We start from the raw sequence: 14,098 nt of genomic DNA on the forward strand, positions 1-14,098 counted from the left end.
GCACATTAATGCGTTGAGCAAGGAGAAAGTAATGGCTTCTATTTTTATGAGAATTGATGGTACGACACCAAAAGGTGCAGCAACGGTAGAAAAAATCGGGGGTAAAGATGGATTCTTTGCACTTGATAGCGTTTCTTGGAGTGCAGTACGTGGTGTTGGTATCGATGTAGGTAATGCAAACAATGCGGACCAAGGTATGGTTGCTCTTGGTGAAGTCAACATGACTCGTGGCTGTGATGGTGCAACACCTCATCTAACCACTTTCTTATATGCGCCGGGTCCAGAAGGTCGCACTGTTGAAATCGTTATGACAAAACCAAACCGTGAAGGTTCTGGTGCTGATCCATATCTGATTCTAACGCTTAAGATGGCTCGTATGTCTAGCTACAACATGTCTGGCACAGACGGTTCACTTCCAAGCGAGTCTTTCAGCCTAACCTACACAGAAATTTCTAAGGCTTACTACATTGAAGCAGACGGCGGTAAGATCGAGAAAGGCCCTGAGGTTGGCTTCGATGCTACTACAGCTAAAGTTACTTCAACTGCTAAGTAATTAAACAAGGAGAGTTACCGTGGCACTAAATTCCCAACATAAACGCGTAAGTAAGAACCGCGTAAGTATTACCTATGACGTTGAGACTAATGGCGCTGTAGAAACCAAAGAGCTCCCTTTTGTTGTTGGGGTTATTGGTGACTACTCTGGCCATAAGCAAGACAAAGAAGAAGTGGAAGATCGTACCTTCTATAACGTTGATAAAGACAACTTCGACACTGTAATGAAGCGTGTTGGCCCTGAATTATCCCTAAAAGTAGACAATGTACTTGCCGGTGATGACAGCCAGTTTGAAGCGAGCCTTAAGTTTGACTCGATGAAAGATTTCGAACCTGAGGCAATTATCGAACAGGTTGAACCGCTTAAAAAACTCGTCGAAACCCGTAATCAACTGAAGGTACTTCTTTCTAAAGCCGATCGTTCACGCGATCTAGAAAAGCTGCTTAAAGAAGTTCTACAAAATGCAGATACGATTAATGCTCTTTCTGATGAGCTTGGCATTAAAGAAGAAGGAGCTGAGTAATGAGTACTGAAACTGAGAATCAAGCGCAGCCGGAAGCAGCGGAAGGCTCACTGAGCTTCCTAGACCGTGCGATTGAAGCAACCACTCAAACTCCTGCAGACACGACAAAAGAACTGTTTTCTGTACTTACAGAACAAGCTCTTTCTGGCACCGTGACGTGGGATAAGAACGTTACAAAAACAATTGAAAACGCAATCTCAGAGATAGACAAGAAGCTATCTCAACAGTTATCTGAAGTCATGCAACAAAAAGACTTACAGAAGCTTGAAGGCTCTTGGCGTGGTCTACAAAAACTCGTTAAAGAGAGCGAACTTGGTCGTGATCTAAAGATCAAGATGGTCGATTACACTCAAGAAGAGCTGCTTGATCAATTTGAAGATGCGCCAGCGATTGACCGTAGCCCGTTATTCAATGCGGTTTACCAAGGTGAGTTTGGTACAGCGGGTGGTGAACCATACGGCACATTCATCGGTGATTACGAGTTCAGCGCGAAAGATGAAGATGTTGCTCTACTTCGCTACATGGGTGAAGTTGCTGCAGCGTGTCACGCACCATTCGTGGCTGCTGCCAATGCTGAGATGTTCGAGTTTAATGACTTCCAAACATTCTCTGAAGGCAAGCCTGTTGCTGCAGGTTTCGACTCTCCTGCTTACGCTGCATGGAATTCATTCCGTGAGAGTGATGACGCTCGCTACGTAACCCTAACACTGCCACGAACTCTTGCTCGCCTACCTTATGGTGACAAAGGTTTGAGTACTGATGTCTTCGCTTATGAAGAGCTTGGTACTGATATGGATGGTAACCCTAAGCCAACCAGCAATGATCAGTTAGTTTGGTCTAATGCTGCGTACGATCTGGGTGTTAAAATGACTCAAGCTTACACGGCTTCAGGTTGGTGTACGTCTATTCGTGGTCTGGATAACGGTGGTAAGGTCGAGAACCTTCCAAACCTAACGTACAAGTCTGAAGCGGGCGACCTACTTCAGCAGTGTCCAACAGAAGTTAACCTAACAGATGAGCGTGAGAAAGAGCTTTCTGACCTTGGTTTCCTTCCTTTGGTTCACTACAAAAGCTCGAACTACGCTGTGTTCATCGGCGGTCAAACAACTCAGAAGCCCAAAACCTTCACTGACCCAGATGCAACAGCAAATGCGGCAATTTCAGCTCGCCTTCCTTACATCATGGCAAGTAGCCGTATCGCCCACTACCTGAAAGTAATGGGTCGCGACAAGTTAGGCTCGAATCTTGAAGCTCCGGATATCAAACGAGAGCTGCAACTATGGATCGACCAATACACCAATGCGGGTGCCATTGGTAATGAGCAACGTGCAAAAACACCTCTTTGTGAATCTCGCATTGAAGTGGTCGAGCAACCGGGTAAGCCAGGCGCATACTCAGCTGTCGCTCATCTAAGACCTTGGTTACAACTTGAAGAACTGACGACCTCAGTTCGAATGGTTGCTAAGATTCCAGGCTAATATGGATTTGGCCGGAGCAATCCGGCCAAAAATTTTGTATGAAGTTAAATACAGAATGGCAAAACAAATTCAATCGATTAGATGACACAGATAATACCTTTATGAAAGAGGCTTTATCTCTGTTATCTGAGCTAGACAAACACTCCTTAAGCTCTAAATCCTCACTAATTTCATTGATATCTACACTTATATCAACAATCGATTCCAAACTCAGTTTACAGCTTGATCAAGTCCTCCATGAGCCAGAGTTTCAAAAACTGGAACGTAACTGGTTAAGCCTTCAGCAGCTTGTTTCCCTACCCGTCAGTTACCAAAGAGCGCATGTAAAACTGCTCGATATGAACTGGGCGGAGATCTCTAGCGACGTCAATCAAGCCTATTCCACCAAATCCAGTGACTTGTATAACAAGATTGGTAATAACGAACTGAATACCTTAGGTGGTCACCCTTTTGGTTGCATCACCTTTAGTCATCCTATCTCGATGGACATCGATTTTGACGCCGACTACGACGATCTGTTTACCGTAGAACTGTTAGGGAAACTAGGCGAAGCGACACTCTGCCCTATGTTGTTCTCTCCCGTATCAACCTTCTTTGGTGAAAGCGGTGCCGATTGGTTATCTGATATCGAACGTATCAATAAGATCCTTTCCGGCCCCGACTTTAAAGCGTGGCAGGATTTACGCAGTAAGCCGAGCTCTCGCTTTATTGGCATGGCGCTACCACAAATCCGCCTGAGAGACGCATACAAGAATCGACGAGCTGGCTTCATTTACAACGAGCAAGGTCAAGGGGCTTGGGGATTAGCCAATATGGTACTGGCTACCACTATCATGCGAGAGTTTCACCGCGTGAACTGGTTTGGCTTCCTAAAATCCCGCTGGAACGACAAGCTGCAAGGTGCCGTCGTTAACCTACCAACCAATCACTATTTCGACAGTCACCTGCAAAAACCAGTGACGGATATCAGCTTGTTCGGCCAACTGTCGAACTTCTACGCTCAAAGCGGCTTTATCCCATTAGCGAAAAGCCCGTTAACCGATAAGTTTTACTTCAATGGTAACAACTCAATTTGGCAGTGCGGACAAAACGACAATGACAAAGTGCTCACACAGATTCAAACCACACTGATGTCTTGCAGAATTGCTCATTACCTAAAAGTTCAAGTCAGAGAGATGATCGGCAGCTTCAACAACGCAACCGAGTGTGAGCTGTTTTTGACCCATTGGATTGAAAAGTTCTCGAGTAACGTTTCATTTGCCAATGAAGAGACCTTATCTAAATACCCCCTCAGCTTCGCCAAAGTGAGTGTGACAGAGTCAAGCTCTCAAGCTGGCAGCTTCGCTTGCACTCTGCGCATTGTTCCTCAATACCAGTTTGATTACTTCAGCGGTGAAGTTGTGCTGACCACCGACCTAAATGAGGTGGCGTAATGAGTTTTTGGAAGACCTTTATCAGTGATTCAAAGCCCTATCAGGATGCAGAGATTGAAGACATCAAGTTCCATCTCACCAAGCTACTTGAAGCAGAGGCATCATTGACAGATATCGATAACCGACTGATAGAAGTCAATCGCTCTAACTTAAAGTTTGGTATCGAAGATATTCAATTACTGAGCGCCACTCTTGAAAAAACGCAGCTGACTCTACGTATTGAAACGTGGATAAAAAGCTTTGAGCCACGACTCCATGACATCTCGGTAGAGCTTGGAGAGCGCAAAGAGGGTGACAACTCACTGTCGTTCAACATCATCGCCAAGGTTAAGACAAGTCATGGCGAACAAGACCTTATCTTTGACTCCAAAATCGCATTAAGTGACCTAACAACCTCATTAGAAGAAGATAACTATGACTGAACCTATTATGCGTTACTTCGAGCAAGAACTGGCATTTGTGCGCCGTTCATTAGGTCAGTTCGGTCAGGAATACCCGATGCACGCTGAGAAGCTCAATATTCATCAGGGGAAGATTGAAGACCCTAGCATGGCTCGCCTATTAGATGGCGTCGCACTGTTAAATGCTAAGGTAGAAAAGAAACTATCAGAGCAATTACCTGAGGTCATCGAAGGTATACTAGGTGTGCTCTATCCTTCTTATATACAAACCGTTCCTAGCGTTGCTTATCTTGAGTTACTCGCAGAAGAAGGCCCAATTGAATCGAGTACTTTGCCAAAGGGTTCGCTGTTTTCGAGCACAAACACCAAGAACGAATGTCTATTTAGAACGGTTGATGAACTCAAAATAGCGCCATTTAGCTTAGGCAACATCAAAGCGCTAAGCGCTCCGTTTAGCTTCAATAGACCCAAATCGGCTAATCAAAGCTCAGCGGTCGTTCAGATCTCACTGAACACCGGCGACCCCGAAGTACACTTCAGCCATTTAGAACTGAATGACCTCGACTTCTTCGTCAAAGGGTTTGAAAACAATGCGGATTCTCTAGTCGAGCTTCTTCTCAACAACACCTTAGCGATTTCTATCTCAGACAACGAATGTACTCGACATGTCACCATTGACAGCCACCAGCTTAAAAATAGAATCAGCGATCTCGAGTTTAAGTTTTTACCTGAGCATGGTAATCAATTCACGGGCTACCAACTGATTAACGAGTTCTTCTTTTTCAAAGAGAAGCGACAGTTCTTTAGGCTTAAGAACTTTGCTGATTACGCAGGCCAATTTGATAAGTCAGAAATCATCATTAACTTGTTCATGTCGTCCTTGCCGTCCGAATTTATCCGCCTATTCAATAAAGATGTTTTCAAGTTAAACGTAATGCCAGCGATTAACTTGTTTAAGCAGACAGGCGAACCTATTGCGTACGATCACAGAACCCTTTCAGTTCCTGTCAATGCCGACGCGCATAGCGACAACAATATTGAAATCATCGAAATTCAGAAGGTGTATGAAATCACGCCTAACGGTGAAATACCGTTAGTTCCTCTTTTTAAAGAGAAATACACCCACAATCAGCAATACGACTACTGGCAAAGTAAACACAATCACTTTGGTGAAATGAGCATCGCAATCTCGCTATCTGAAGCGCCAGAGGCTGAATTTAGTAAGCTACTTGGTACTCACTTATTGTGTACAAATGGTAAGCAAGCGTGTGGCGTAAGCGGTACTTTGGAATGCCTGGAGAGTATTGATTTACCCGGTGAGTTTTCACCTATTTATCCGCCTTCGGCACCCATAACAAAGGAAGTCGACCAAAATATCCATTGGGAATTCATTAGCTTACTGAACACAAACTTTTCATCACTGGTGCAGTCTAGTAATCCGGTTGCTGACCTCAAGCATATGTTGAGTTTGTGCAGTCGAGAACAAGTATCGAGCGCTGAAATTCAGATGATTCACTCGATCACATTCAACTCTCAAGTGTCTGCGATTCGCGTTCTGGGCAAAAACGTATTCTCTCCAGGAACAGAGATTGAACTCACACTCGATGCAACCTCACCCTACTTGGCGTTTGCAGATGTACTGAATCGCTTCTTCCAACAGTTTTGTAGCTTTGATCGATATATCCAACTCAAGATCCGAATCTACGGTCGAGATGGTGTCGTTAAAAAATATCCTAAGATTCACGGTAGTCAATTGTGCTTATAACTCAGCGAATATCGGCAATGATGCGAACTGAAAATAACCAGAGCTTAGGCTGTAAGGGGGACATATGAAGCCTTTCATCGAAGACCTAGCCGCTCAGCCTGAAAAGTACGACTTCGCTCAGGCAATGAGGCTATTGGAGCAGCTTCAGTCCCAAAGTAGCGCGCCGATACAGATCCAATTGAAATCGGAGGCGATGCCGACTGGCAACCCTCAAGAGATCCAATACTTCTCGTTAAAGGGAAACAAAGCCAAACTCAGATTGGCAAAACAAGCGCTCTCGGGCGTTAAAGGCGTGATACCTAATTACATATACGAAGAATTGTTAGCCGCGATCCACAATGAAGATCATTCGCTGCAAGATTTTCTGGACGTATTTAATCAACGACACTTTGAAATCACCTATCGAACCAATGCTCGACGTTGGCTACTCGTTGAAAGTGAGCAAAAGCCAAAGAAAACTGCATTATTGAATCACTTTGCTGCGCTTGGAAAAGAGCACAAAGAGTATCTCCAATATTCACTACTGCTAAGCCAACAAAGCCGAAACCTGACGACTCTGAAAAAGATTTTAAATGACTTCTTCCCTTACTCCATCGAAGTGGAGTGCAAGGCATTTGAACAGCGTCTATTGCCAACCGACTCGTTAACTCGCATTGGTGTTAATCGAGATTTTAACAGTCGCTTAGGACAAGGTTTTTTGGTCGGCAAAACTTGTTTAGCTCATTTCAACAACTTGAGTATTTTTGTTACCCCAAAGAACAGAAATGAGTTCCTCGAGATTCAAAAAGATGACCAATTTGCAAAAGCCGTGTTGTCTTTGACTCAGCACTATTTAAAAGACAGCACGCCTGTTGCCATTTATCTGAACGTCAAACGTTCATATTTAACCAAACCCCGTTTATCAAGCAAGGTTTCTATAGCCGCTCGCTTGGGTGAAATTGACTACCTTGCACCTGAGCGTAACCCCAATGAAACCGTAAAGATTTTGCTTTTGTAGTTCATAAATACGGAATGTGTAGATTTTAGAGATACAAGGAATTGACTATGACACAAGTAACTCTCACTAACTTAGTAGGAAAGCTATCTCCCGAACTGAAGCAAGCGTTGGAAGCGTCTGCGGGCGCGGCGATGAACCAAGGTGTTGGAGCGATAGAAACAGAACACTGGATCCTTCAGCTTATTTCCCAAAAAGATCCGAAGCTAATGGCGTTGTGCGAATCTCAAAAGCTGTCATTAGACGCCTTAGTGAATGAGCTTTCCAAAAAAATATCTATGCTTCCAAAAGGCAGCGAAGGTCAGCCGACACTAAGCCATGGCTTAACTGAATTAATCAAAGATGCTTGGATGATTGCATCGGTAAACTATGGTCATGGCGAAATCGTCAGCTTGCATCTTATTCAAGCGCTGATGCAACAGAACGTGTTAGGCGTCAGCACCCTGCAGCTAGAAACACTGAGCAGTGTTTCACTCGAATCTCTTCAAGGCCTGATAAAGAAAACCCCTATTGCCCGTAATTCTGCAACGCCTTCAGCCGGTGGCTCTGTCGATACCACACCCGCAGGAAACGACGCACTGAGCAAGTACACGGTGAATCTGACTCAGCAAGCGATTGACGGCAATATCGATCCTATTTCTGGCCGTAATGCCGAAGTAAGAAAAGCGATTGATATCTTGTGTCGTAAACGCCAAAACAACCCGATTATGGTCGGTGAACCCGGCGTAGGTAAAACCGCCGTAGTTGAAGGCTTAGCGTTAAGAATTGCAGCCGACGAAGTCCCTAGTGCTCTACAAGGCGTACAAATCCACTCTTTAGATCTTGGCTTACTGCAAGCTGGTGCGAGCGTTAAAGGTGAGTTTGAAAACCGCTTAAAAGACGTCATCAACGAAGTAAAAAGCTCAGAAGTACCCATCATTGTATTTATCGATGAAGCCCACACCCTTATTGGTGCAGGCGGCGCTGCCGGACAAAACGACGCGGCCAACCTTCTAAAACCAGCCTTGGCACGTGGTGAGTTCAAAACCATCGCCGCGACAACATGGGCGGAATACAAAAAGTACTTCGAAAAAGATCCTGCCCTGACACGTCGATTCCAAGTCGTGACGATTGAAGAGCCTAACGCAGAAGATGCAATGCAAATGCTGCGTGGTGTAGCGGCCTCACTACAAGCTCACCATGGCGCTTTTATTGCTGAATCCGCGATTGAAGCGGCGGTCAACTTATCGATCCGTTACCTGCCAAGTCGCCAACTGCCAGACAAAGCCATTAGCCTGCTTGATACTGCGAGTGCGCGAATCGCACTGACACAAGGTGCGAAACCAGAAGTATTGGAAACGTTAGAGCAAACTATTCGTTACCAAGAAAATGAGAAGTCGGCGTTAGAAAAAGAAGATGCGTTGTTCTCAAATAGCGCTGAATTGATCAAAGAGCTCACACAATCAATCGAAGAAAACCAACAAGCATTGGCAGCGTATTACACACGTTGGGAAAAAGAGATTGAGTTAGTTGACCAAATCAAATCCGTTCAACAGGAGATCACCGAAGAACAAGAGCAAGATGCTGTCGACGCTAACAAACGAAAACAGCTCGACACCCTGCGTACTGAGTTGGCCGACCTGCAAGGTGAAGAACCTCTTGTTTACGCCATGGTAGATGACAACACCATTGCTCAAGTGATTGCAAATTGGACCGGTATTCCTGTTGGTAACATGATGAGTGATGAAATCGCCAAGCTGCTGACCTTAGAAGACGAGCTTAATACTCGAGTTATTGGGCAAGATGTCGCGAAAAACGAGCTCGCAAAAGCGATTCGCATATCACGCGCTGGGTTAACCGATAATCGTAAACCGATTGGTGTGTTCCTGATGTGTGGTCCGAGTGGTGTGGGTAAAACTGAAACCGCCATGGCACTTGCGGAGCAACTGTACGGAGGTAGCAACGACCTTACCGTGATTAACATGACCGAGTTTAAAGAGGAACATAAGATTTCGATGCTACTCGGCTCACCTGCTGGCTATGTCGGCTTTGGTGAAGGCGGTGTGTTGACGGAAGCTATCCGACGTAACCCATACTCAGTACTACTGTTGGATGAGATGGAAAAAGCACACCCTGGCGTACACGACTTGTTCTATCAAATCTTCGATAAAGGCCATATCAAAGACAGTGAAGGCCGAACTGTCGATTTCAAAAACACCATCATCATCATGACGTCGAACGCAGCTGACCAAGCTATCTGTGATGTGTGTGCGAAGACAACAGACCGTATCGACAACGACGAGCTACTTGAATCGATTCGTCCAGATCTGCAGCAATATTTCAAACCCGCTTTCTTAGGACGAACCACCATTGTCCCTTACTACCCACTTAACGATGAAGAGTTAGCGAAAATCACTGAGATCTCGCTAAATCGAATCAAGAAAAAGCTGGCTGAACAGTATCAAGCTTCCTTTACTTGGGACGCAGACTTCATTCAATTCGTGGTTGACCGTAACACCGATCCAACAACAGGCGGCCGTGCAGTCGAGCAAATCATTAACCGCTCATTGATGCCGAGATTAGCTGAAGAGTGTATTGGAAGGCTAAGCCGAAGCGAACCTATTACTCAAGTCACCGTTAGCGCAACCAACAATAGTGCTGACTTCGATTTATCGATTAAGTAGGTTTTAACTATGAACAGCAAAGCCAGCCAAACATTGACCAAACCTTCATTAGTTAACCTGTCACTTAGGGTTAAGTTGATGCTTGCTATCATGGCGGTTTTGCTGTTTTCCATCACCTTAAATGCAACGCTAAACTACTTTAATTTCGAGAAAAGGCTCACTGAAACCTCCGACTCCATCTATGAAATTGTATTAGAAGAAACACATAACGATATCAACCAGGCGATCAGTTTAGGCTTGCCGCTTTCTGCAATATCAAACATACAAGGCATGCTGGATCGTCGATTAAAAATCGTTGACGGTATTACCGCCTTGGTTGTCGTCTCAAGCTCTGGCGAACGACTGTTTGGTACCGGAGAACAAAACAACGAGAATAACCGTCAGCTATCGCTCGATATCACCAACTCTTTTGGATTGGTTGAGGGGCAAGTAAAGCTCTACTACTCCACAACTCTGTTAGAACAACAAAAAACCTTCTTGCTCAAGCTCCAGTTCCTCTACTCGGCAATTTGGATACTACTCTCTTGCCTGTTTGCCTTTGTCGCTTTGAAGTACCTATTGAAAGGTATTGTCGGCCGAGTAAAAGGCGCAACTGCAATATTTGAGTCCGCGACCGATTCGGATGAATTACTGCCAACGATTACCCAAGCTCACAAGGCGCTGCAATCCCCAAACTCATTGTCTAAGTTTGAGAAGTTGAAAAACAAGCACTTCCCAGTGTTTATCATCTCTCTTGCCATCCTGTTGACGATCATTGCTAACCTAGGGGTTTCGTATCAATCTCTAGACAAGTTTTCACAGATTTACGAGGTTAAGCTCGAACAAAAGTCCAATCTGATTGGCGACTCTTTAAATCAAATGATTAAAGAGCTACTCGATAAAGGCGTTCCTGCCGATAAGCTACATGGCTTAGAAAACGAATTTGCGTTCTTCGTTGATCATCATAGCGAGATTCTATCGATTAACTTTGAAGGACAATCGGGCACTTCTTATCGTTATCCTGCAGAGCAAGTTGAGCACCCTTTTATCCGCGAATCGACATTCTCACTCAACAACAGCCACACGATTCAACTGAACGTCACCACCGACAACAACTTAATCATTAACCTGCTTAAAGAAAGCGTCATGGACATGATTACCGTGTTGGTTGCCTCTTGCCTTGTGGTTGCAGAAATCATTCTATTCATGTGTAACTTCATGATTATTTCGCCTTGGAATCAGGTAAAGAAAGTGTTCATGTTGGTCAACCGCGACATCGTGAATCACTTAGCCAAGATCTCTACGCGCGACGAAATTGGCAAACTGCTCAATCTGACTAACCAAGCGATCACTAAGTTAAACCCGACTCAACCATCACAAGACATCGATAAGCAAGACTTTCGATTCATTCGCTTGCCACTGTTTTTATTGGTGTTCTCAGAAGCATCTTCACTCGCCTTCTTCCCTAGGTTTGTCTCTTCACTGGAAAACACAACCGGTTGGATCCCTGAAAACCTAGTCACGAGCTTACCCATTTCTCTGTTCATGTTGTGTTGGGCTATCTCACTGCCATTTGCAGGTTACTGGTCAGATAAAGTAGGTAGAAGACATTCATTGATGACAGGTGGGCTCATCACTTGTATAGGCTTGGTTGCTACTGCTTTCATTCAATCTCTTGAACTCTTGTTGGTAGCTCGGGCTTTTACCGCTGTAGGCTACGGTATCGTATTTATTTCAGCGCAAGGTTATGTGTCAGATACCACAAACGACACTAACCGCACCAAAGGAATGGCGACTTTCTTGTCAGCCTTCTTCTCTGGTTCGTTATGTGGTGCTGCGATCGGTGGAATTCTTGCAGAGAAGCTAGGCTATTCAGAAACGTTTATGCTTGCGGGATTATTGGCAACGCTCAGTGTGTTACTCGTGTATGTGTTCTTTGAAAAGTCGACCACCAGCAACGCGAGTAAACCCGTTCAGCTGAAAGACTTTAAGCTTCTTTTGAGTAATAAGTATTTTGCATTAATTACGATATTCAGTGCGATACCGGCGAAGATCGTACTGACAGGCTTCCTCTACTACATCTGCCCTGTCTATCTGCAATTCCTAGGCGAAAGCAGCTCTGTTTCTGGACGGGTGATTATGGCGTATGGCCTCGCTATCATATTAATTTCACCATTAAGCGCGATATTAGTTGATAAGCTTAAAAACAAAATGGCCTTCATTTTTATCGGTGGTTTGCTTTCATCCCTTGCCTTGCTCAACTTCTACTTCTTCCAAGGCACATTAGGGCTGCTACTTATCGTGATCATTATTGGTATCGCACACGGCATCTGTGTTTCTCCACAAATACCTTTGGTCATCGACCTCCTGTCTGGACAGGGCATAGAGAAGGGAAAAATCATCGGTATATTTAGACTTACAGAGCGTATCGGTAATATCGCGGGGCCAATGCTGGCTGGGGTTTGTTTGAGTATCTTCGGTTACGACCAAACTATTCTTATATTTGGCGCGTCGCTTCTCGCGAGCTCCTTTAGTTTAATTGTGTTTTTCTCGATATTCCTGAAGTCTGATAAACAGAAGCTAGGGGTTCAATCATGAGATTTATAGTGTTCGTTCTTAGCTTTATTTTAATGTCGCCCCCCTCATTCGCTAAAAGTGATGAAAAACACGTCATTCTTTTATTATGGCGAGGAGTAACGGATGCTGAACAAGGCTTCATGGATTATTTATCCCAACATATTGATGTGAGATTTACCGTTCTTGATGCAAACCGAGATAAAGTTCAGCTCAAACAACATATTCGAGATCTAGAATATAAAGAAGCCGACCTCATTTATTCATTTGGTACCACTATCACATTGAATTTATTAGGAACTTATACAGAACCTAGCGAGTTTAGAATAAACAACACGACGCCGGTTGTATTCAGTATCGTGACCGACCCTGTGGGTTCTAAGTTAATCACTGATTTGTCTTCAACAGACAGAAACTTTACTGGTGTATCGCACATCGTACCCCATGAAATACAGTTTAAAGCGATAGAAAAGCTCAATAACATTTCGAGCCTTGGGGTTATATATAACGCTGACGAAAATAATTCGATTATCACCGCAAATAAAATGATGGAGTTGTCGGAAATTTATAACAAGCGTGTTATGTTGTATCCATTAAACATTGATAAAACCAAGTCAAACAGCGACTTAATTAACATCACGATAAACAATATGAAACGTGATGGTATCGATATGGCTTATTTACCCCCGGATTCATACATTATCACCCAAGGTGGGGAAGTCGTATCGGGGCTACATTCCGCAGGTATACCTACTTTTTCGGCGACCGAGAGTCCGATAAGAAAACATAAGGCCCTGTTTGGCATTGTTAGCCGTTACTACAATGTTGGTCAATTCGCTGGATACAAAGCGAAGAACATATTGAAAGGAACTCAAAAAGCTTCAGACATCCCAATAGAATCACTAAGCCAATATTCCTATATTGTTAATATCGAGGCTGCACACAAGCTCGACTATTACCCGCCAGTGTCTATTTTGAAGATTTCTGAAGTGATAGGACACTCTAATGACGTTAACTAGAGCCTCTACCATCAGACTATCGTTAGTCACCCTACTCATCTCGACGCTTTGGTCGATGAGTGTCTTTGCTCAAGTAAAAATTGGGCCATCTCGCCTAATGCTGACCACACAAGATTGGCCGCCTTACCAAAGCTACGAAAACGCGACAATGCAAGGAATTGCTTTGGACAAGGTTAAATGTGCCTTAGGTATCATGGGACAGCCTTACCAACTCACAATGACAACTTGGTCGGACGCACAACTGCGCGTGCATAGCGGTAGCCAACACGGCTTTTTCGTCGCCACTAAAACTTCTGAGCGTGATGAATACGCTACGCTCTCGGCACCCATCGCAAAACAGACGTTGAATTGGTATTTTGGCCCAGGAGTGGAGCCGAAGGTTGATGAATTGTCAAAGTTAAACCTTAACTTTTCTGCCAAATTTGGCTCAAACAAATGGTTTTGGCTAAAACGTAATGGATTTAACGTCGTTAAGCAGCCACGAGATGCTAAAGTATTACTAAGACTTTTAAAACAAAGGGAAATTGATGTTGTTTTAGAAGATGAGTTGGTCTTTAAAAGAGAGTTGAATAAAGCTTCTTTACCACTCGATTACTTCAATTCGACGAATTTAGATACCAAGGATATGGGGGTCTATTTTTCGAATCGATTCCTTAAAACCTATTCGGGTTTCTTAGACAGTTTTAATTCAGCCATATCCAAGTGCAAGGAGTAGC

Annotated in this window: 11 protein-coding genes; all 11 read left to right on the forward strand. The window is 44.1% G+C overall.

From position 1 onward, the window contains the following. Nucleotides 1-31 precede the first annotated feature (31 nt). Nucleotides 32-553 (forward strand): type VI secretion system tube protein Hcp, encoded by a 522-nt coding sequence (locus tag HRQ85_RS10845; RefSeq protein ID WP_017110736.1) that lies wholly within the window; start codon nt 32-34, stop codon nt 551-553. Between the two features lie 19 nt (nt 554-572). Then, on the forward strand, nt 573-1,076 hold the full coding sequence (gene tssB, locus HRQ85_RS10850; RefSeq protein ID WP_172379592.1) for a type VI secretion system contractile sheath small subunit: 504 nt from the start codon (nt 573-575) through the stop codon (nt 1,074-1,076). Beyond that, the gene (gene tssC, locus HRQ85_RS10855) at nt 1,076-2,554 is read left to right on the forward strand and encodes a type VI secretion system contractile sheath large subunit (protein ID WP_172379593.1); all 1,479 of its coding nucleotides are present in this window, start codon (nt 1,076-1,078) and stop codon (nt 2,552-2,554) included. Before tssB ends, tssC begins: the two co-directional genes overlap by 1 nt. Before the next feature lie 38 nt (nt 2,555-2,592). Continuing rightward, complete coding sequence (locus HRQ85_RS10860) at nt 2,593-3,987, forward strand: type VI secretion system contractile sheath domain-containing protein (protein ID WP_172379594.1); 1,395 nt, start codon at nt 2,593-2,595, stop codon at nt 3,985-3,987. Further along, nucleotides 3,987-4,409 (forward strand): type VI secretion system baseplate subunit TssE, encoded by a 423-nt coding sequence (gene tssE, locus HRQ85_RS10865; protein ID WP_048606902.1) that lies wholly within the window; start codon nt 3,987-3,989, stop codon nt 4,407-4,409. The genes HRQ85_RS10860 and tssE overlap by 1 nt, the downstream gene beginning before the upstream one ends. Then, nucleotides 4,402-6,153, forward strand: coding sequence for a type VI secretion system baseplate subunit TssF (gene tssF / locus HRQ85_RS10870; RefSeq protein ID WP_172379595.1), 1,752 nt, complete (start codon nt 4,402-4,404; stop codon nt 6,151-6,153). Before tssE ends, tssF begins: the two co-directional genes overlap by 8 nt. A 64-nt stretch (nt 6,154-6,217) precedes the next feature. After that, nucleotides 6,218-7,150, forward strand: coding sequence for a type VI secretion system baseplate subunit TssG (locus HRQ85_RS10875; RefSeq protein WP_172379596.1), 933 nt, complete (start codon nt 6,218-6,220; stop codon nt 7,148-7,150). 47 nt (nt 7,151-7,197) lie between these two features. Continuing rightward, entirely contained in the window at nt 7,198-9,810 is a 2,613-nt protein-coding gene (tssH, locus tag HRQ85_RS10880) for a type VI secretion system ATPase TssH (protein WP_172379597.1), read from the forward strand. Between the two features lie 9 nt (nt 9,811-9,819). Then, nucleotides 9,820-12,387, forward strand: a complete 2,568-nt coding sequence (locus HRQ85_RS10885; protein ID WP_172379598.1) for an MFS transporter — start codon at nt 9,820-9,822, stop codon at nt 12,385-12,387. Further along, nucleotides 12,384-13,382 (forward strand): ABC transporter substrate-binding protein, encoded by a 999-nt coding sequence (locus HRQ85_RS10890; RefSeq protein WP_172379599.1) that lies wholly within the window; start codon nt 12,384-12,386, stop codon nt 13,380-13,382. The genes HRQ85_RS10885 and HRQ85_RS10890 overlap by 4 nt, the downstream gene beginning before the upstream one ends. Further along, nucleotides 13,369-14,097: a transporter substrate-binding domain-containing protein gene (locus HRQ85_RS10895; protein ID WP_050633447.1), complete on the forward strand. Its 729-nt coding sequence runs from the start codon at nt 13,369-13,371 to the stop codon at nt 14,095-14,097. Before HRQ85_RS10890 ends, HRQ85_RS10895 begins: the two co-directional genes overlap by 14 nt. The last annotated feature ends 1 nt before the right edge of the window (nt 14,098 follow it).

This window comes from Vibrio sp. Vb339 (genome assembly GCF_902751245.1).
In the GTDB taxonomy this organism is placed as follows: Bacteria; Pseudomonadota; Gammaproteobacteria; order Enterobacterales; family Vibrionaceae; genus Vibrio; species Vibrio coralliirubri.